Origin of the sequence: Ferrimonas sp. YFM, from assembly GCF_030296015.1 — a bacterium.
In the GTDB taxonomy this organism is placed as follows: Bacteria; Pseudomonadota; Gammaproteobacteria; order Enterobacterales; family Shewanellaceae; genus Ferrimonas.
This window is the reverse complement of record NZ_AP027368.1, coordinates 3,233,669-3,255,830: the sequence shown is the minus strand read 5'-3', so window position 1 is coordinate 3,255,830 and position 22,162 is coordinate 3,233,669. Positions and strand designations below refer to the sequence as shown.

The 22,162-nt window shown below is 56.4% G+C and carries 10 protein-coding genes; 9 read left to right on the top strand and 1 reads right to left on the bottom strand.

Translation table 11 applies throughout. The features are described 5' to 3' along the window. Window positions 1-492 precede the first annotated feature (492 nt). From QUE41_RS15180 to QUE41_RS15140, 9 genes are all read left to right on the top strand, one after another. The gene (locus QUE41_RS15180) at window positions 493-3,102 is read left to right on the top strand and encodes a TonB-dependent receptor (protein WP_286339850.1); all 2,610 of its coding nucleotides are present in this window, start codon (window positions 493-495) and stop codon (window positions 3,100-3,102) included. Between the two features lie 539 nt (window positions 3,103-3,641). Beyond that, window positions 3,642-6,260, top strand: coding sequence for a TonB-dependent receptor plug domain-containing protein (locus QUE41_RS15175; protein WP_286339849.1), 2,619 nt, complete (start codon window positions 3,642-3,644; stop codon window positions 6,258-6,260). Window positions 6,261-6,334: 74 nt separating this feature from the next. Continuing rightward, a complete protein-coding gene (locus QUE41_RS15170; protein WP_286339848.1) occupies window positions 6,335-7,228 on the top strand; it encodes a class I SAM-dependent methyltransferase in 894 nt (297 codons plus the stop codon). A 317-nt stretch (window positions 7,229-7,545) separates the two neighbouring features. Next, the gene (locus tag QUE41_RS15165; protein WP_286339847.1) at window positions 7,546-10,431 is read left to right on the top strand and encodes a TonB-dependent receptor; all 2,886 of its coding nucleotides are present in this window, start codon (window positions 7,546-7,548) and stop codon (window positions 10,429-10,431) included. A gap of 461 nt (window positions 10,432-10,892) precedes the next feature. Next, window positions 10,893-13,718, top strand: coding sequence for a TonB-dependent receptor plug domain-containing protein (locus QUE41_RS15160; protein WP_286339846.1), 2,826 nt, complete (start codon window positions 10,893-10,895; stop codon window positions 13,716-13,718). Between the two features lie 273 nt (window positions 13,719-13,991). Next, complete coding sequence (locus QUE41_RS15155; protein WP_286339845.1) at window positions 13,992-15,899, top strand: methyl-accepting chemotaxis protein; 1,908 nt, start codon at window positions 13,992-13,994, stop codon at window positions 15,897-15,899. A 212-nt stretch (window positions 15,900-16,111) separates the two neighbouring features. Next, the gene (locus QUE41_RS15150; protein ID WP_286339844.1) at window positions 16,112-17,185 is read left to right on the top strand and encodes an efflux RND transporter periplasmic adaptor subunit; all 1,074 of its coding nucleotides are present in this window, start codon (window positions 16,112-16,114) and stop codon (window positions 17,183-17,185) included. Continuing rightward, window positions 17,185-20,313: an efflux RND transporter permease subunit gene (locus tag QUE41_RS15145; protein ID WP_286339843.1), complete on the top strand. Its 3,129-nt coding sequence runs from the start codon at window positions 17,185-17,187 to the stop codon at window positions 20,311-20,313. Before QUE41_RS15150 ends, QUE41_RS15145 begins: the two co-directional genes overlap by 1 nt. Window positions 20,314-20,452: 139 nt before the next feature. Next, window positions 20,453-21,979 (top strand): zinc-dependent metalloprotease family protein, encoded by a 1,527-nt coding sequence (locus tag QUE41_RS15140; RefSeq protein WP_286339842.1) that lies wholly within the window; start codon window positions 20,453-20,455, stop codon window positions 21,977-21,979. On the opposite strand, the gene QUE41_RS15135 is transcribed toward QUE41_RS15140, so the two are convergent. Continuing rightward, window positions 21,939-22,142, bottom strand: coding sequence for a DUF2897 family protein (locus QUE41_RS15135; RefSeq protein WP_286339841.1), 204 nt, complete (start codon window positions 22,140-22,142; stop codon window positions 21,939-21,941). The genes QUE41_RS15140 and QUE41_RS15135 overlap by 41 nt on opposite strands. Between the last annotated feature and the right edge of the window lie 20 nt (window positions 22,143-22,162).

Below are 22,162 nucleotides of genomic sequence, written 5' to 3'. Positions count from 1 at the left end.
GTTCTTGGAGTCGAGGCTTAGGGTGCCAACCGCCATGGATGAAAGTTTTTGATACGGCTATCAACTTCCGCCTATTGCTGGTGGGTTTTTGTCTGATTTATTCCAAAAAGTGAGAGGTTGGCGCGGCCCCACGAATGTTTAAGTTATTAGTGAGTTGAATAACTATGCGTTTTGTGAGGGGCTGATAAATGAAATTTATTGATATTATATTGTGTCTGAGTTGTTATAAAAATTGGCATTGTTAACGAGTGTTAATTCAGTCATGGCGCTAATATTTGGGAGGTAAGTCGATTGACCCTCATTTCGAAATTATTTTGGTTAACAAAATGATTACAGTGATAACTCGGTGCTTACTTTTGATTGGTTGACACAATGTTGCAATTGAGTGCAGCATTAACGGCGAGTAGCAATCTCAATATCAACAAAAAATGAATAAATTGGCGCAAGGGCGTTAAGAAAAGTGCCCTTCGCGTCATTTTAGGGAGAATTATAATGACAACCCATACCAACGTTGCGAAGTCAGTTCGCCGCGTAATGCTGCTGGCCGCTGGCGCGACCGCTTTTGCTGGTTTTGGTGCTTATGCCGCCGAAGAAAGTGGCGATGTTGAACGCATTGAAGTGACAGGCTCCCGCATTAAGCGTGCGGACATGGAAACTGCCAGCCCGGTAACAGTGATCAGTGCTGACAGCATTAAGGCTTCCGGTGCGACGACCATCGATAGCGTCCTGCAAAAGATGACCGCCACCGGTGGTGCCATGACCAACCCAGGTATCAACAACGGCTCAGGTGGTAACTCCCGTATTGACCTGCGTGGCTTGGGCGCCCAGCGTACCTTGGTGCTGCTGAACGGTCGCCGGATGATTGCCTCAGGCACCGGCGCTGCGTCTACCGTTGACCTGAACACCATCCCCGTTTCCATGGTTGAGCGTATCGAAGTGCTGAAAGACGGTGCTTCCGCCGTATACGGCAGTGACGCTGTCTCCGGTGTAGTAAACATCATTCTTAAGCAGGACTTTGAAGGCGCGGAGCTGAATGTTCAGTCCGGTATTTCCGGTGAAGGTGATGCCAACGAAACCAGTGTTGACCTGACCCTGGGTGCCAGCTTTGATCGCGGCAACGTGGTTCTGGGCATTCAGTATATGGATCGTGGTGATGCCAGTCAGGCGGACCGTGATTTTTCCGACTGCCCCATCTCTGAGCGCACCGGTGACGACGGTAACCTGGAACTTTACTGTGGTGGTTCCAGCTACGCCCCAGGCGGCACTATCTGGACAGAAGATGCCAAGTATAAGGGTGACCCGGACAACACTTGGCGCGCGTTTAATGACGGCGACTTTTACAACTATTCTCAGGCCAGCTACCTGTTCACTCCAATGGAGCGCCTCAACCTGACCGGTCTTGGCCGCTATGAGTTGAACGACTCCATGACGCTGTTTACCGAGGCGACCTACTCCAAGCGTTGGTCCCAGCAGCAGATGGCCCCACAGCCCGTATGGTTTGACTTCCAGTATGCCGACTGGATGGGTGCAGATGCCGGTACAGATAACCCCTTCGTTGTGGGTGAGGATATCTCCTACGGTCGTCGTCTGACCGACGTAGGTACCCGTAACTTCTCCCAGAACGTAGATACTGTACGTGTGGTTGTTGGAGTTCAGGGCGAGTTGGATAATGGCTGGAGTTGGGATGTGTCCTATAACTTCGGTCGCAACGATTCCGTGGACCGTTTGGCCAACTTGGTTAACATGGGGTCTATCCAGGATGATATCGAGGCCCAGAACTTTAATCCTCTGAATCAGGATTCCTGGAGTGATCTGAGCCAGTATGTCTACACCGAGCAGAACTCCGGTGGAAGCGAAATGGGCATCTTCTCTGCATCCGTTGCCGGTGATCTGTTTGAACTGCCAGCTGGCTATGTGGCCATGGCTGCCGGTTATGAGCACCGTACCGAGGAGGCCTGGTACATCCCAGATTCTCTGACCGCACAGGGCCTGGCGAATGATCCACCGGTTGAGCCTACCGGAGGTGATTTCACCGTAGACGAGCTGTACGCCGAATTCGTCGTTCCCCTGGTTTCCGACGCCTTCCTGGCTGAAAGCGTTGAGCTGACAGCGGCTGCACGTTACTTCGACTACAGCACTTTCGGCGATGACTCCACCTGGAAGTTGGGTTTGACCTGGCGCATGAACGATCAGTTGATGCTGCGTGGTGTGGCCTCTACTGCTTTCCGTGCTCCTACCGTTGACGAGCTGTATGGTGGCAAGTCTCCAAGCTTCGAGCAGGTGGTGTACCCAGGTGCCCAGGACCAGGCCGAAGTGACCGTTGGCGGTAACGACCTGCTGACCCCTGAGGAAGCCGACACCGTAACCGCCGGCCTGGTGTACGAGCCAAGCTGGTTCGAAGGTTTCTCCCTGACCTTCGATTACTACAACATCCAGATCGACAACGCCATTGCCTCAGTAAACGAGCAGTACATTGTGGATCTGTGCCTGGCCCCCGATGGCAGCGGTACTCCGATCAACACCAGCAATCCTGTGTGTCAGTCTTCCGGCATCTACATGGACAACTCCAAGCGGATCGTTTTCGAGAATGGCCTGCAGAACATCGGTGCTGAAGAGACCTCTGGCTATGACCTGAACCTGGCGTACAGGTTTGAGGCTCTGGGTCTGGATTGGAGCACCAGTCTGGATACCACCTACCTGGAAGAGTACAAAGTGACTGTTGCGGGTGAGACCACCGATTATGCTGGTCTGATCACCGGTGGCATCGGCGGCTACGCCAAGTGGAAGTCCAACCTGGATGTTACTGTTGCCAGTGAAGATTGGGACGTGAGTTATCAGGCGCGTTACATCGATGGTATGGACAGCTCAGCCTGTCTGTCTGACCCAAGCGATTGTTACGCTCCTACCGTGGGTAGTGTTGTATACCATGACCTGTCCGGTTCCTACATGTTTACCGACAGCGTCTCCCTGCGCGCAGGTGTAAACAACCTGTTTGACAAGCAGCCTCCATACTACAGCGGTAACAACGACTCCAACACTGACCCCTACACCTATGACGTACTGGGTCGTTACTTCTTCGCTAACCTGAACGTCAAGTTCTAAAGGTTAGAGAAACTGAAGCGGCGGCCAAGAGCCGCCGCTTTTTCTTATGTTGTTCGGTATTTGGAATAATCCAACTAAAGGGGCAGACTTCAAGTTTCGCAAAGAGAGAGATGGCATACAGAAGTCAGCGGCCCCGGGAAAAGCCTTGCTCTCAAAATGGGTCAAATTCGTGACATTGCTCTCGGGTGTTGTTTGCGACATTCTAGCCACGAGTGAATAAGTATTCGAAATGCATTAGTTGTTGATATTAAATTTTTATAACGAGGATTGTGTACGAAATGTTGCAGTAAATAACTTCATTAACGTTCAGGGTTTCAGTGTTTTCGCTAAATTTTGATACATCGATATGCTTTGATTGTTTTTCAATCTACTTGGTCTAACAAGTTATTCACACGATTAACGTGGGCGCAACTCGCGTCAGGTTGACACAATGTTGTATTCAAGTGCAGCATTGGCGTCGAGTAAAAAACTCGTTATCAACAAAAATGAATAATTTGGCGCTAAGTGCTGTCACTTGTGTCATTTTAGGGAGAATTATAATGACAACCCATACCACCGTAGCGAAGTCTGTTCGCCGCGTGATGCTTTTGGCTGCCAGTGCCACTGCATTTACCGGATTTGGCGCTTATGCCGCCGAAGAAAATGGCGACGTAGAACGCATTGAAGTGACTGGTTCCCGTATTAAGCGGACCGATATGGAAGGCTCTTCCCCAGTAACCATTATTGGTGCGGAAGAGTTTGGCAAGACTGGTGAAATGTCTGTTGCTGACGTTCTTCGCCAGAGCAACCTGAACACTTTTGGTTCCTTCTCTGAATCTTCAGGCAGCACCTGGCAGAGTCAGTCCAACATTAACCTGCGTGGTGCCGGTGCAGACCGTACTCTGGTACTGCTGAACGGTAAGCGTATGCCCGGTTCCCCCACCATGGGCGGTACCGCAGTTAACCTGAACACCATCCCTACCGCCGCTGTTGAGCGAATTGAGATTCTGACCGATGGTGCTTCTGCAGTTTACGGTTCTGACGCCGTTGCTGGTGTAGTAAACATCATTCTGAAGAAGGGCTACGAGGGCCTGGAGATCTCTGCAACTGGCAGTAACCCATCTCAGCCTGGTGGTGACGAATGGAAAGCTCACGTAGTGGGCGGTGTTGCTGGCGATAACGGCAGCGTAACCTTCACCCTAGAGCACCTGAACCGCGAGATCATCTATCAGCGTGATCGTTGGTTCTCCCAGTCTACCAACACTCTGGCGCCTCTGTATGATGACACCACTGGTGTCTCCATCTATGCACGCAACTTCCTGGACATGACTACCTTCCAGTTCAGCCCCATGGAAGCCTGTAACAACGAAAAGATGGTTGGTGGCGGTCACGTATACGACGCCGGTGACGGTGATTACGTTTGTGGTTATGACTACACCTCCGAAGCCGCTGACCACGCCTCTCGTGAGTACACTGCTGGCTCTATCAACGGTGAGCTTCAGCTGACTGACGAGATCATGTTCAACGCTCAGGCGCTGTTCTCCCGCAACGAGACCTTTGGTCGTTACGCTCCTGCTGCGGGCTGGTTTAACGTAGGTGCTGGCCAAGTTGATATCCAGCAGTGGGAAAACGGTCAGCAGACTGGTACCACCAAGAACGAAAACGCCGGTCGCGTTTACTATCGTTTCACCGATGTAGGTACTCGTGATTCCACCACCATCGACTACAACACCGATATTCAGATCGGTCTGGTCGGTGAGCACGATGACTTCAACTGGGATTTCACCTATCACTTCAACCGCGCAGAAAACTCCAACTATGGTACTGGCTATGTACACCGCCCGACCGTAGAGCGCCTGGTGGAAGAGGGTGAATTCAACTTTGGTCCAGAAGGCAACAGTGCAGACGTAGTTGCTGCTATCCGCCACGATACTCTGGCCCAAGATCTGATGGACTTCCAAAGTGTTAACTTTGGTGTTGACTTCACCTTCGGTGAGCTGCCTGCTGGCGAGATCAGCTGGTACGTTGGTACCGAGTGGATGGAGTACAAGTACCAGTCCAAGGTCGATGCTGAATCTGCAGCTGGCGAAGTAATCGGTTCTTCCGGTAATGGATCCGGTGGTGACCGTGACGTATGGGCTCTGTTTGCTGAATCCGTAGTTCCTGTTACTGACGATCTGGAGCTGAACCTGGCTCTGCGTTACGACGATTACTCCGATTTCGGTGACAACGTAGCGCCTAAAGTTGCTCTGCGTTACCAGGCTCTGGATGATGTTGTAGTTCGTGCTTCTTGGGGCCAAGGCTTCCGTGCACCTGCTCTGTCTGACCTGTATGCAGCGGACTCCTTCAGTGCTGATACCGCTACTGATTACCACTACTGTGAAATCTCCGGTACTCCGACTAACGAGTGTAAGGCGAAGCAGTACGATGTAACCCGTACCGCCAATGAAGACCTGGAGGCTGAGACCTCTGACTTCTACAACATCGGTGTTATCTGGGATATTACTGATAACCTGAGCACCAAGGTTGAGTATTACAACCTGAGCATCGACGATGTTATTACCTTCATCTCTCTGGATTCCATGCTGGTTGAGGAGAAGAACAACGGTTACGGCAACATCTCCAACGGTGGCCAGATCGTTCGTGCCGGTGATGATCCAAACGGTAAGATTCTGGAGGCGACCACTCCTCTGGTGAACGGTAACGGTTTCGATACTGACGGTATTGACTTCAACATCACCTACACCGGTTTTGAGACCGCCGTTGGTGAGTTCGGCACTACCTTCGACCTGACCTGGGTTCTGAGCTACGACGATGAAGAGTACTTCGATGGCCCAGTCAATGACAAAGTAGGTCGTAACGGTCTGCCTGAGTACCGCTTCACCTGGGTTATCGACTGGCAGTATGGCGATCACACTGCGTCTTTCCTGACTCAGTACATCGACAGCCAGTCTGAAGATACTGACCCGACTACTTTCGAACAGTCCGGTAAGATCGACTCTCAGACCACGTTCGATTTCACCTACAGCTACGCGACTTCCTGGAACGGAACCGTCACCGCAGCTGTTCGTAACATCACCGATGAAGATCCATCTCTGGACAGCAACCTGGAGTACGACTCCAGCCTGTACAGCCTGTACGGCCGTACTTACCTGCTGACCTACACCCAGCGTTTCTAAAGCCGGGTTGTAACATCGGATCAGTTTGTAAGGGGAGCATAACGCTCCCCTTTTTATTAGATGCTGGAGGGGCTATGGATCATTGGAGCAGTTATTGGAAATCCACTCAGGCGAGTGCAGTAACCGATTCTCAGTGGGGAGATGCGCTTGCGGAGTGCTTGATTGAGCTGACCGATGAGGTTCCTCAGGGCGGAATGGCCCTGGATTTGGCATCGGGAAATGGGCAGCTTATTCGTTACCTGTCACACAGGAATCAGCAATGGGTTGCAACAGACCTTGCGGACATAGATGCAATTGAAGGGGCAGTGACGCTCAGACAAGTTCCTCTGCAAAGCCAGCCATTTTCTGATGGGCAGTTTTCATTGGTTTGTTCCATGTTTGGCCTGGAATATGGGCCTTGGCCTTCAAGTTTGAATGAAGCCTGGCGGGTTCTTCGCCGGAATGGCTCCCTGATTCTTATTGTTCATCATGAGCTCTCGGTGATCACTAAAGAAGCGAAAAGGGACTTGGCTGATATCGATAGTTTTCTTTCATCTGGAGTCGTCAACTGTGTTGAAAATATGCTCAAGGCGATGGGTAAAGTTGATACGGACGCCAAGTTTGTTGCTCTCGAGAATAATCTAAATGCTCGTAAGCTGAAGCAACAGCTTGATAGCCTGTTGAGATGCTTGAAAGGACAAGTCAGTGCCGACTTCTTTGACTTTCAGCTTCAGGGAATAATGTTGGTGCTTAATGAGATGATGGGAGACGAGGTTAAGCTCAAGCTCAGTCGCTGGCAGGCTGGCGTCGGAGAGCTTAAGAGCTATGGAGAGCGCCTGAAGCATCAGATAGCATCGGCAAAGGATGAGAAAACCCTAAATTCAGGGATTAATGGTTTGTTAACATGCGAAAGCGAGTTTACATTGAGGGAGATGCGAACAAAAGATGGTCAAATGTTGGCTTGGGCAATTAAACTTCAAAAATATTAATTGGTTAATATATCGGCATTTAACTTGAAAGTGTGATCTCTGTCAGAATTGCTCCTCATTGCAAAACAAGTTAAATGTAAACTTTACAGTCGCTTTCAATTACTGACCCTTTGGGGCTAGAGCAAAGATCACTAATTTTCGCGTTTTCATTTTGTAAACACATCATAAACATGGAAACGCTGGCGTAACAATTCCTCGAATGTTTTCTCATTGACACAAAACTTCTCAAAATGCAGCATCATTCGGCACTGATTTCTTTCAGTGAATAATAAATAACCATATTAAATGGCTATAAATAGTCGAGTGGAGATTATTACGTGATGATGCAATCAATGGTGTCACGTGCCGTGAAGGGAGCAATGCTGGGTACTCTGGCTTCCGCGACCCTGATCAGCAACGTGGCTTATGCAGAAGAAGGCGCCGACGTAGAGCGCATTGAAGTTACCGGTTCTCGTATTGTCCGTGAGGGCGCAATTGCTCCCACGCCAGTTACCGTGATCACTGGTGAAGAACTGATGTCCACTGGTGTAACCAACATCGGTGAAGCATTGAACCAACTCCCGGCTCTGGGTAACACCTACTCTCTGGCCAACTCTGGCCGATTCATCGGCACAGCGGGTTTGAACCTGCTTGATCTACGCAAGATGGGTACTGGCCGTACTCTGGTGCTGGTGGATGGCAAGCGTCACGTTGCCGCTTCTGCAGGCTCTGCCGCGGTTGACGTGAACACCATTCCAAGCGTGTGGGTTGAGAAGGTTGAAGTGATTACTGGTGGCGCTTCCGCTATTTACGGTGCCGACGCTGTTACCGGTGTAGTGAACTTCATCCTGAAGAAGGACATCGAAGGGTTTGAGGCGTCTGCCACAAAAGGTTGGGCCGATGACAGTGGTTTCAACAAGGACCGCTTCTCTCTCTCCTACGGTACCGACTATGCTGGCGGCCGCGGTAACGCTGCATTTGCCGTAGAGTACAGCGCTCAGAATCGTCTGCGTGCACTGGACCGGGATCAGACTGCAGTTTCTTACAGCAGTATTAAGAATCCAGAGACGGCGCCGGAAGGAATGGAAGACAGTACCGCTTATCCAGATGAGATTCTGTACCCTAACGCCGGATACTATGCCATTGATAATACAGGTACATTCTTATTGGATGGCCAATGGTACGGATTCAACAATGACGGCTCCGTATTCACTAAGGGAACCGGCGAGGTCGATGATGGCTTCCGATGTGCTGGTGAAGGGTGTGACTTCTATAACCTAGGCAAATATACGGATCTTCAACCAGAGTTCGAGCGGTATAACGTCAACTTCAAAACGAACTTTGAGTTGAGTGAAGATGCAACGCTGTACTTTGATGCCAAGTACGTTAACAGCCAGTCCACCGACTATGGTCAACCAGCGTTCTTCTTTAAGAACTTATACAGTTCTGCAGCGACTACTCCTCTTACTATCAGTCGCGATAATGCATTTGTCAGTGATTCCCTGGGAGCTCTGATGGATGAAAAAGGTGTTAGTTCGCTGAGAATGAACGCCATGCTTGATGGACTGGGTCAACGTATCGAAGACGATACTCGTGAGACTTATCGTTATGTTCTGGGCCTTAATGGCATTATTGCCGAAGATTGGGATTACGACGTATACGCCGTCTATGGCCGTACCGACTTGGAGCGTGTTAACAAAAATAACATGATCCGAGCAAATTTTGCGAATGCCCTTGACTCCATCAAGGACGAAAACGGAAACGCGGTATGTCGTGATGCTGAGGCACGTGCCAACGGTTGTGTTCCGGTCAATGTTTTTGGTGAGGGTAACGTATCTCAGGAAGCTCGTGATTACATCAACACAGTTTCTACTGGCACTGCCAAGATTCAGCAGACCGTGTTTGGCGCAACCTTTACTAACTCTTACCTGTTTGACCTGCCAGCGGGCTCTGTTGGTCTGTCTACCGGTGTTGAGTATCGTAAGGAAGAGAGTGAAACCCACGAGCCTGATAATGCCGAAGGCACCTTCTTCAACTCTCTGGGTGAGGACAAGGGATCCTTCAATGTGAAGGAGATCTTTGCTGAGATCACAATTCCTCTGTTGGCTGACCTGCCTGCAATTCAGCAGCTAGATGTGGACGCGGCAGTTCGTTATGCCAACTACTCCAGTACAGGTGATGCAACCACCTGGAAAGCGGGTCTGAGCTGGTCCGTATACGATGATCTGCGCTTCCGCAGCACTATCGCTAAAGCGATTCGAGCACCAAACATCTCTGAGCTTTACGGCGCTCCTAGCGAGACCTTCTACAGCATCGATGACGCGTGTAAGTCCTCTGAATTGGATGATTTGGATCAGAGTGCCCCAGAGACGGCGATTCGTCGAGCGAACTGCGCAGCACTGGGCATTCCGACTGATTTTGATTCCGGATATGACTCTGCCTCTGTCAAAGGCCAAAATGGTGGTAACAAGGACCTGGATCCAGAGGAGTCCACCAGTTACACCCTGGGTGCCGTATTCCAGCCCAGCTTTGTTGACGGCCTGGTTGTTACCGTTGACTACTGGAGCATCGAGATTGACGATGCGATCAGCGGCTTGGATAGCCAGGACATTGTTAACCGCTGTGTAGACAGCGCTGGTGGTATTGACAACCAGTACTGTGCGCTGATCACTCGGGATGCCAGCACCAATGAAATCACCTTGATCAAGAACTACAGCCTGAACATCGCCAAGCTGGAAGCTTCTGGTATCGACTTCGATATTGGCTACAACTTCGAGCTGTTTGGTGGTGACCTGAGCACCAACATTGTGGCCACCAAGCTGCTTGAGCGTAAGGACTACTCCTTCCAGGATGAGCCCGATAGTTACGAAGACTTCGCCGGCACCGTTGGCTATGCCGAGTGGCAGGCTAACCTGACCATGAACTATCGCCTTGAGGCCTGGAATGGTTACTGGCGCACCCGTTACATCGAGGACGTGAGTCTGTACACCGACAAGGAGCTGGCTCGTAACCCTAACCCAAGTAATGTGATGAGCTATCCAAGCTATTTCATCACCGACATCGCGGTTGGTTATGAGTTCGAAAACGGCCTTGCCGTGAAGCTGGGTGTGGACAACGTGTTCGATCGTGACCTGCCATACGGCAGCACTGGTACTGGTTCTGGTTCCGCTTCCTACGACAACGTTGGTCGCTTCGTTTACACCACAATCGACTACAAGTTCTGATCGATGTGATTATAACGATCTGATAAAGGCCCCTTCTTGGGGCCTTTTTTGTCTCATCAGAAGTTCAGCGGGCAAGACCATCCCGCTTGCCTTCCAGATACTTGTATCTTGGGTCCTATTGGACTTCCGGTGTGGAGGCGAGCCTGCCATGGAGCTGGACAGATAGTTCCGGCACTCAGATCAAGATGCATCGAGGCTTTTCGGCTGACGTGCGCGGCCCAACCGACGTTACCCAAATGCAAACCAAATGTAACCATCTGACTTTGTTCGAATATTATTTTGATTTTGGTCTCACACTCATACGGTTTCACCTAGCCGGTGACTCCTTTCATGAGAAAATAGTCCCCAATTTTTTAGATCGCATCTTTTCAGAAAAGGCTCTCTTTCCGGTCTCTTCGGATGAGTTGCGAGCAGACTGATGTTTTATCCGCCATTGCCTGGCGGACGGAGATAATTTGCTGATGAAGCGTTCAGTGGTTTCCCGAGCCGTTGCCTCGGGGTTATTCACAACTGTTATTGCTGCCACCCTGACAACCGGCGTTGCCACGGCCGATGAGGCGGAGATAGAGCGCATTACCGTCCTGGGTACCCGCATTGCCCGGGAGGGCGCCATGACCCCGACGCCGGTGACCGTAGTGACCGGAGAGAGCCTGATCAATACCGGGGCGGTGAACATTGCCGAGGCCCTGAACGAGTTGCCGGCTTTAGCCAGCAACGGCGCTCTGGCCAGCTCCACCGCGGATGTGGGCGGTGGCGGGCTCAGTGTGCTGGATCTGAGGGGGATGGGGTCGGAACGTACCCTGGTGCTGGTGGATGGCAAGCGCCATGTCAGCAGCAGCGTTGGTGATTCCAGGGTGGACATCAACACCATTCCTTTGGAGTGGGTGGAGAGCGTGGAGATCATCACCGGCGGTGCCTCGGCCATCTACGGCGCCGATGCGGTGACCGGTGTGGTCAACTTCCGCCTGAAGCGGGATCTTCATGGATTGAGCCTGAGAGCCAGCGCCGGCAAGGCGGACGACAGCGACTTCAACACCAGAAAGTTTTCCCTCTCCTACGGTCAGGACTTTGACGACGGCCGGGGTAACGCCGCCCTGTCGCTGGAGTATGCCGGCCAGTCCAAGCTGGGGGCCCTGGACAGGGAGGCAACCGAGGACTCCTGGACCACCATGACCGGCACCGACACCGTCGAGCGCTGGGTTCAGGGGGGCTATTACGGCGTCAACAATGCCGGCGTGGTGTTCGGCCCCTGGCATGGCCTGGGTAACAGCTACACCTTCGCCGACGATGGCTCTCTGGTGACCATCGACACCGGCAGTGACGTAGATGGCCTCAAATGCGGCGCTTCCTGTAACTACTATGAGAACCTGCGCCAGTGGGAAACCCTGCAGCCGAAGCTGGACAGTGTGACCGCCAACTTCAAGGGCCACTATGATCTCGGCGATGAGATGGAGGCTTATCTGGAGGCCAAGTGGTCCCGGTCCGAAGCCCACTATGAGGGGCCGCCGGCGTTTTTCCTCGGCAACCTGCAGATTCAGCGCGACAACGCCTTTATCGGCGACGACCTTGGTCAACTGATGGATGAGAATGGCCTGGGCAGCATAGTATTCAGTCGCTTCCTCAATGATCTGGGCCCTCGAAGCGAAGAGAACGAGCGTACGGTGCAACGCTATGTACTGGGCGTGAAGGGTGAGCTGTTTGAAGGCTGGGAGCTGGACACCTTCGGCATCTTTGGCCAGTCCGACCTGCGCCGTAAAAACGGCAACAACCTGGTCAAATCCAGATTCGCCAAGGCGGCGGATTCCATCTTGGTGGATGGTGAAGCGGTGTGCCGTTCGGAGTCCGCCCAAGCGGAAGGCTGCGTGGCGGTGGACCTCTTTGGCGAGGGCTCCATCACCCCAGAGATGCGCGATTACATCAGCACCACCTCGGTGATGAACGCCGTGCTGCAGCAGACCGTACTGGGGGCGTCTCTGACCAATCCCGCCTGGTTCGAGTTGCCGGCGGGGGAGGCGGGTTTTGCCGCCGGTGCTGAGTACCGCAAAGAGAGCATGAAGACCCGTGAGGACGAGCTGGCTGCCTCGGGCGACACCTTCTTCCCCGCTTACGCCAACGAAGACGCGCACTACGACGTGTCCGAAGTGTATGCGGAGCTGAGTCTGCCCCTGGTTGCCGACCTGCCCGGGGTGGAAAGCCTGGAGATGGACGTCGCTGCGCGCTATTCCAACTACTCCACCTCAGGCGACACCACCAGTTGGAAGCTGGGGCTGAGCTGGGTGCCTGTGGAGGAGCTCAGGGTACGCACCACCCTCTCCAGTGCCTTCAGGGCGCCCAGCCTGGGCGAGTTTGCCGGCGCCGAGAAAGACGGTTACTTCTCCATCACCGACAGCTGCAAGGCGAGCCAGCTCGCCCAGCTGACCGAGGCGCAGCGCGCCATTCGCGCCGGCAATTGCGCCGCCCTGGGAGTGCCGGCGGAGTTTGACTCTGGCTATGACACAGTGGACCTCAAGGGGGTGGAGAGTGGCAACGACAAGCTGGATCCCGAAGAGTCCCGCAGCTTCACCGCCGGGGTGGTGTATCAGCCTGGCTTTGTCGACTCGTTGACCATTACCCTGGACTACTGGGACATCGAGATCACCGATGCCATCTCCAAGATAGGGGCGCAGAACATCATCAATCGCTGTCTGGACAACCCCACCGGCACAGACAACCAGTATTGCGATCTGCTCAGCAGGGATCCCGTGACCCACCAGCTGACCAACCTGGTGGACACCTACACCAATGTGGCCAAACAGGAGGCGTCAGGTGTGGACTTCGAGATTGGCTATGACACGGCGCTGGGTGAGGGGGACTTGAGCACCAGGCTCATTGGCACCTATTTGATAGAGCGCAATGAGTACGCCTTCCAGGATGACCCTTCGGTTAAGGAGGAGTTTGCCGGCACGCCGGATTACGCCAAGTGGCAGGGGAATTTGATCACCACCTATAGCCTCAGGGACTGGGATCTTGCCTGGAAGCTGCGCTACATGGACGGGGTGGATGTCTATACCCCCCAGTTTGACGACAATTACACCAAGCCCTACTCAACCATCATGAGCTACGGCACCTATGTGGTGAACGATCTGCTGGTGCACTACACCTGGGACAACGGCATGAGGCTGGGGCTGGGGGTGGACAACCTGTTTGACCGTGACCTGCCGGGCCACTCCATGGGGAACGTGACCGGCATGGCGGGGTACGACAACGTCGGGCGCTTCTACTACCTGACCTTTGATTACTCCCTGTAATCCGCAATGCGATGAAGGCCCCTGTTGGGGCCTTTTTTTCGCCTGGAATCTGGGTGGTCTCCTTGGCGCCCATGGTAAAAGTGAGCGTAAATTACATTCGTTTGAGTTTTTGGTGAAAAGTGATCAATCTCGGGTCAGTTCGGTCGAAATTCATGCATTTGTGGCTTCCAAATTTGTAATAAAAGTACATAATCTCCTCCCTCTGAATTTGAGTTCCAATGACGCCACGCGTCCCATGTTCGGCATCCGTTGAGGTGCCCCCGGAGGAGAACGATGAAATTGAACCAGCTGACCATTCGCAGCCGCCTGATGATGATGGTGCTGTTGTCGGTACTGGCATCCACCCTGGTCATTGGCATTATCAGCCAGTGGGAAGCGCGCAAACTGCTGGTGGAACGGATGCAGCAGTCCGAACTGCCCAACCTGGTCCAGCGGGTGCGCAACGCCATCGACCGGGAGATCAGCATGATGAGTGCCATCTCCTACACCATCGCGGCCAACCAGTCGGTGCTCGAGGCCCTCGAGGGGGGACTCAGCCCGCAGGAGGAGCGAAACCTGGTGGCCAGCCTGGGCAGTGTGGCCAGGCAATATAACCTGAGCAACGTCAGCTTCGCCGACCGCCAGACCGCTGATTACTGGAATCAGGAGGGCTTCCTCAGACGCCTCAACAACGACAACCTGGATGGCTGGTTCTTCGCTTTTCGCGACAGTGGCAGTGCGTCTCAGGTGAGCATCTACACCTACCCCGAAGGCAACAGCGATCTGTTCGTCAACTACCAGCTGTTGGATGGCCGCGGAGCGTCCGGCATCTCACGCTCCTTCGACGACATGCTCGACTATCTCCGCCAGTTCCGCATCGAGCAGTCCGGTTTCGTCTATCTGGTGGATGGCCAGGGGCAGGCGATGGTTCACCCGCAGAAGAGGCCGGGTCAACACCTCTCCCTGGCTGAGCTGCATGGCGATGTGAACTGGTCGCAGTTGTTGAAAAGGCAGGCCTTCGACTTTGTCGAGGATGATAAGGTGATCATCGCCGCCAGTTACGTGGACAGCCTGGGCTGGTACGTGGTGGCCGAGGTGCCTAAGGCGGAGCTCTATGCCGGCCTCAATGAATCGCGAAACTACATCATCCTCTGTGCCCTGGGTGTGCTGCTGGTGTTCGGCGGCCTGGGCGTGCTGCTGGCCAATTCACTGTCTCGTCCCATCAACGCCCTGGCTGGGGTGTTCCAGGAGATGGGACAGGGGGAGAGCGATCTCAGCCATCGTTTGCGTGATCAGGGTCAGGATGAGCTGGCCCGGGTGGGCAGCGGCTTTAATGGCTTCATCGGCAAGATTCGCCATGCCATCGCCGATGTGGCCGAAACCTCCAGCCTGCTGCGCACGGCGGCCACCGAGGTTTCCGCCAGTGCCGAAACCGGCCGGGTGGAGAGTGAGCGTCAGCGGGATGAGACCCTGGTGACCGCCTCCGCCATCGAGGAGATGGGGCTGACCATCGGCGAGATCGCTCGCAACGCGGCGGAGGCGGCGGACGTTGCCGAACGTGCCAACCGGGAAACCGGTGATGCCATTGTGGTGGTGGAGGACTCCAGCCGCACCATCGCCACCATGGCCGAGGAGATGGAGCGGGCCGGTGAGGTGATCGAGGAGCTGGCCAATCAGAGCGAGGCGATCGGCGCCGTGCTGGAGGTGATCCGCTCGGTCTCCGAACAGACCAACCTGCTGGCGCTGAACGCCGCCATCGAGGCCGCTCGGGCAGGGGAACAGGGCAGGGGGTTTGCGGTGGTGGCCGACGAGGTGCGCAACCTGGCTCAGCGCACCAATGAATCCACCGAGGAGATTCAGCAGATGATCACCTCACTGCAGACCGAAGCACGCCGGGCGGTGGAGGCGGTCAACAGCGGCCGGGCCCAGGCGGGGGCCGGCACCGAAGCGGCGGCCCGTACCGGCGTGTCACTGACGCAGATTGCCGAGCAGATCCGCGCCATCGCCGATCTCAACCTTCAGGTGGCGACCGCCACCGAGGAGCAATCCAGCGTGGTCACTCAGATCACCGACCATGTCACCAACATCAACGACGGCACCGAGCGGGCCACTCAGGCGGCAGCCGAGATGGCCGGGGCCAGTCAGGCCCTGTCTGAGCAGGCGCAGCAGCTGGAGCAACTGGTGAGCCGCTTCCGCCTTTAATCCGACAGTTCAGCCCCAATCGGGCCCGGCACTCGCCGGGCCACATCCGACTTCCTATCTCTTGCGTATCTTTTCTATGAAGCCATTGTCACAGTTGGTTACCAATTGAATCACAACTTAAAGCCAGCAATGGATGGCGGTCCATCCCCGGCTTGGTACCCTATAGGGCAAAGTCCCGCAGGTGGGATCAGCAATCAACTAGGCAAGAGATAATGAAAAAAACCATAGTTGCCGGAATCGTCTTCGCCCTCGGTGTGGCAGGTGCGATCTATCACAAAGAGACCAGCAAGAGCGACGGCGCCCGGGGCAAGCCCAGGGGCACCCCCTCTGTGGTGGTGACCCAGGTGGCGGCCGAGTCGATGCGCCGCGAAGTGGAGGCTCTGGGTACCGTCAAGGCCCGTGAGTCTGTGGTGATGTCGGTCAAGGTCACCGAAAAGGTGGAGGCGGTCCACTTCGACGACGGCCAACGGGTGGAGGCCGGCACTCTGCTGCTGACCCTGAGCGACGGCGAGCAGCAGGCCAAGCTGCGCGCCGCCCGGGCCAACCTGCTGGAACAGCAGCGGGAGTACAACCGCATCAAGGACCTGGTGCTGGCCAAGACCATCGCCAGTTCGGAACTGGACCGGCTGGCTACCTCGGTGGATGTGGCCAAGGCCACCTTGGCTCAGTATCAGGCGGAGCTGGATGCCCGCTATCTGCGCGCCCCCTTCTCCGGTGTCCTGGGTTTTCGCGAGGTCAGCCCGGGCACCCTGGTGACCCCGGGGACCGAAGTGACCACCCTGGATGACATCCAGGTGGTGAAGCTGGACTTCCCGGTGCCTGAGCGTTTCCTGGCTCAGCTCAACCCCGGTCGCAATGTGGAAGCCACGGCGGCCGCTTTCCCCGAGCGGGTGTTCACCGGTACCGTGGTCAGCGTCGACAGCCGGGTGGATCCGGTGACCCGCTCCGTGGTGGTGCGGGCCAACATCGACAATCCGGACCTGGCCCTGCGCCCCGGCATGCTGATGACCCTGAAGTTGATCACCGAACAGCGGGATACTCTGGTGGTGCCGGAGGAATCCATCATCCCTCTGCAGCAGCGTCACTACCTGTTCGTGGTGACCGCGGACAATCGCATCGAGCAGCGTGAGGTGGAAGTGGGCCTGCGCACCCGGGGCCGGGCGGAGATCCTCTCCGGAGTCAGCGCCGGAGAGACCGTGGTGACTCGCGGCATCATGAAGGTGCGCCCGGGACAGGAGGTGAACACCCGTAGCGGTGAGCCCTTCACTGTGCGGGGTGCCGAGTAATGCTGCTGACCGACCTTTCCGTCAAACGACCGGTATTTGCGTCGGTGATCAGTCTGCTGCTGATCGCCTTCGGTCTGGTCTCCTTCGACAAGCTCCCGCTGAGGGAGTACCCCAACATCGATCCGCCAGTGGTGGAGATCTCCACCAACTACCGGGGGGCGTCAGCCGCCGTGGTGGAGACCCGCATCACCCAGATCATCGAGGACCGCATCGCCGGCATCGAAGGGATCAAGAACATCTCCTCCTCCTCCCGGGATGGCCGCTCCTCGGTGACCCTGGAGTTCAACATCGAGCGGGACATCGACGCCGCCGCCAACGATGTGCGCGACCGGGTCTCCGGCCTGCTGAACAACCTGCCCGATGAAGCGGATCCGCCTGAGGTGCAAAAGGCCTCCGGCAGCTCAGAAGTGATCATGTGGCTCAACCTGCAGTCCTCGCGGATGGACACCCTGCAGCTCACCGATTACGCCCGCCGTTACCTGGTGGACAGACTCAGTGTCATTGACGGTGTGGCCAACATCCGGGTCGGCGGTGGCAAGGTGTACGCCATCCGCATCTGGGTGGACCGCCAGGCCCTGGCGGCCCGGGACCTGACGGTGACCGACATCGAATCTGCCCTGCGCGCCGACAATGTGGAGCTGCCCGCCGGCAGCATTGAGTCTGAAAACCGCCACTTCTCGGTGCGGGTGCAGCGCAGCTTCCTAGCGCCGGAGGATTTCTCCCAGCTGGTGGTGGGCCGCGGCATGGACGGTTATCTGATCCGGCTGGCGGACGTGGCCCATGTGGAGCTGGCGTCCGAAGAGGAGCGCATCACCTTCCGCGGCAACACCGAGTCGATGATCGGTCTGGGGGTGACCCGTCAGTCCACCGCCAACACCCTTGAGGTGGCCCGGGCGGTCAACGCCCTGGTGGATGAACTCAATCCCACCCTGCCCGATGGCATGGAGATCAAGCGCTCCTACGACGCCTCGGTGTTTGTTCAGGCCTCCATCGATGAGGTGTACAAGACCCTGGGTATCGCCATGTTGCTGGTGATCGTGGTGATCTACCTGTTCCTGGGCAGTGTCCGGGCGATGCTGATCCCGGCGGTTACCGTGCCCGTGTCCCTGCTGGCCACCTTCGTGGTGCTCTATGCCCTGGGGTTCACTATTAACCTGCTGACGCTGCTGGCGCTGATCCTGGCCATCGGCATGGTGGTGGATGACGCCATCGTGATGCTGGAGAACATCCACCGCCGGGTGGAGGAGGGGGAGTCGCCGCTCAAGGCCGCCTTCCTCGGCGGACGCCAGGTGGCCTTTGCCGTGGTGGCCACCACCCTGGTGCTGATCTCGGTGTTTATGCCCATCGGTTTCCTCGAGGGGGACCTGGGTAAACTGTTCCGGGAGTTCTCCATCGCCATGAGTGCGGCGGTGGCCTTCTCGTCCCTGATCGCCCTGTCTCTGAGCCCGATGATGTGCTCCAAGCTGCTCAAGCCTGCCTCGGAAGATCCCTGGCTGGTGCGCAAGGTGGACCAGGCGATGGAGTGGACCAAGTCCCAGTACCGGGACTCCCTCAAACGCTGGGTGGCGCACCCTGTGCTGGTGGTGGCCATCATCGTCTCCGCCATGGCCGGCAGCGCTTTCCTGTTCACCAAGGTGCCCTCGGAGTTTGCCCCGAGAGAGGACAGGGGCTCGATGTTCATCATCATCAACGGTCCCCAGGGGGCCAGCTACTCCTTCATGAAGGACTACATGGATGAGATTGAGCACCGGCTGATGCCCATGGTGGAGTCCGGCGAGATCAAGCGGCTGCTGATTCGTGCCCCTCGGGGCTGGGGCCGGGTTGCCGACTTCTCCGGCGGCATGGCCATCATCAACCTGGAGGATTGGGGCCAGCGCCGCAGCGCCTTCGAGATCATGGCCGACATTCGAGGACGCCTGTCGGATCTCAGCGGGGTCCGCGCCTTCCCCATCATGCGTCAGGCCTTTGGCCGGGGTGTGGGCAAGCCGGTGCAGTTCGTCATTGGCGGCGGCAGCTATGAGCAGCTGGCCCAGTGGCGGGATCAGATTATGGAGACCGCCAAGGACAGCCCCATGCTGGTGGGACTGGACCACGACTACAAGGAGACCAAGCCACAGCTTCGGGTGGTGATCGACCGCGACCGGGCCGGTGATTTGGGCGTGTCGGTCAGCGCCATCGGCCGCACCCTGGAGTCGATGCTGGGTTCACGTCTGGTGACCACCTTCGAGCAGCAGGGCAAGGAGTACGACGTCATCATCGAGGGCCAGAGGGACAATCAGAATACCGCCTCGGATCTCTCCAACCTCTATGTACGCTCCAGCTCGTCTGGTGAGCTGATCCCCCTGGCCAACCTGGTGTCGGTGGAGGAGTACGCCGATGCGCCCAGGCTGAATCGTTACAACCGTATGCGCGCCATCACCCTGGAAGCCAATGTGGCCGATGGCCACACCCTGGGTGAAGCGCTGACCTACCTCAACGGCCTGGTGGATGAGCTGTTGCCGGTGGATGCGGTGGTCAGCTACAAAGGCGCCTCCCAGGACTATCAGGAGTCCGGTGATGCGGTGGTCTTCGTCTTTGCCCTGGCCCTGGTGGTGGTGTTCCTGGTGCTGGCGGCCCAGTTTGAGAGCTACATTCACCCCCTGGTGATCATGCTGACGGTGCCTCTGGCCACCCTGGGGGCCTTGCTGGGTCTCTATTTCACCGGTCAGAGCCTCAACATCTACTCTGAGATTGGGGTAATCATGCTGGTGGGACTGGCGGCGAAGAACGGCATCCTGATTGTGGAGTTTGCCAACCAGCTGCGTGATCAGGGGATCAAGTTTGAGGAGGCGATCATCGAGGCGGCGGTGCAGCGTCTGCGTCCCATCATGATGACCGGCATCACCACCGCGGCCGGGGCGGTGCCCCTGGTGCTGGCCACCGGAGCCGGGTCTGAGACCCGCTTTGTCATCGGTGTGGTGGTGCTTTCCGGTATCCTGGTGGCCACCCTGTTCACCCTGCTGGTGATTCCGGTGATCTACAACCTGCTGGCCCGCTACACCACCTCGCCCGAGTTTGTCGCTAGGCAGCTGGATGAGGAGCTGGCCCAGGAGGACCTCTATCTGCTCAAGCGACGCAGCGGAGAGTAGCAGTAAAACGCCACCGTCAGGTGGCGTTTTCTTTTCCGGTCAGCCCTTTAGGTTCTTCCTGGCCAGAGTGATAAAAATGTCCCTAAGGTCAGGGGCATAGACTAGCCTTATTGGAAACAGGAGCAAAAAGGGGAAGGGCATGATCACGAGATTTGCCGGTTTGGCCGGGCTGATGTTGGCGACGTCGGCGGTGACCGCCGAGCCTGTGTCCATGGGCAGTGACGGCCTGTGGAATCCGCAGATGGCGGCGGAGCTGGAGCGCTTCAAAGCCAACCGGATGGTGACTCCCCTGGCACTGCCCGGTGCCCGGGAAGTGGATCTGCTGGTGTGGCTGCCGGACTGGGCCCAGCCCTACCCAAGCTATGGGGAGCTTGAGACCATGGTGAACGCCATGGTGACTGCCACCAACACCTATATGGAGAACTCTCAGGTTGCCGTCGATCTCAAGCTGAAAGGGATCATTCCCCTGAGTACCCTGAGTCAGCAGGGCGCAGCGGATGCCCTGGTGACCGATTTCAGTCAGTTGGATGAGGTTAACGATGCCCTGAACCTCTACTATGGCGCTGATCTGGGCATGTTGCTGGTGCCTGAGATGGATGATGCCGCCGGCATCGCCTTCCTTCCCGGCAGGCACTCGGTGGTGACCTACAACGGCCTGTCCGACAGCATTCGTAACTCCGTGGCGGCCCATGAGATTGGCCACAACTTTGGTGCCGGCCATGAAGGCAACGACAGCGCCCTGTTTCCCTACAGCCACGCCTTCGATTGCGGTTTTGGCCGTACCGTGATGTGGTCCTTCGTCTCTCCCAGTACCCTGCCGAGCTACTCCTCGCCTCTGCTGAGTTCGCCCCTGGGGTGTGGTGATGCCCAGGAAGCGGACAACGGCCGGACCCTGAATGAGTCCGCCGAGTTTATCGGCACCCAGGCCGCACCAGTGGCGATCAGGGGCACTGTGGATCTGGACAGCTCGCCCGCCTCGGTGGAGGAGGGGCAGGCGTTTGAGCTTGGGATCAGCCGCAGTGACACCCAGGGGCGGGCAGCCGCCACCCTGTTGGTGAGTGTGGACGGAAGTGAACGCTTACTGCCACTGACGTTTGCGGCCGGCGTTGAACGTACCACGGTGAGCCTTCAGGTGGCCCAGGACAGTGCCCAGAGCAACCGAACCCTGACTGCGCAGCTGTTGTGGCCTGGCGGGGCGGCCCTGGGGCGGGATCAGCATTCGGTGCAGATCATCGACAGCAGTGTCGGCGCCACCGGCACCGCGGTGTTCAGTCAATCCGGCTATCAGGTCACCTCGGGCCAGGTACTGGCCATAGTGCTGAACCGTGAGGGAGGCAGCAGCGGTCCACTGACGGTGCAACTTGAGACCCGGGATGGGACGGCGCAGGCGGGACGGGATTACACCGCGCTGAGTCTGCCGGTGAGTTTTGCCGACGGTCAGCTGAACCGCACGGTGAACCTGGTGACCTTCGATCAGGGTGTCGCCCGCAGCCTGACTCTGGAGCTGACCGCGCCCGGCGGACTGACCAGCCAGGCAACGGTGTCGCTGGTGCCTCCGGTTACCGTGCCGCCAAACAGCGGCGGTGGGGGGGGCGGCAGCGCCTTCGCATTTGGTTGGGGACTGGCTATTGCCCTGATTTGCCTGATGCGTCGCCGTCGTCGTTAGGGGCGCTGTCGGCTTCGTCGCCTTGCTTGCGGGGGGCTTTGGGCAGGTTGGGTTTGCCAAACTGAGGCATCTTATAGTTGGCGGTGTACTTGAGCACCATGATGTTGCTGACGATGACGCCGAGGATCAGGGCGATCAGCAGCCAAGCTTGCCATTTTTCCATTTGAGGGTCTCTGAAGAGTC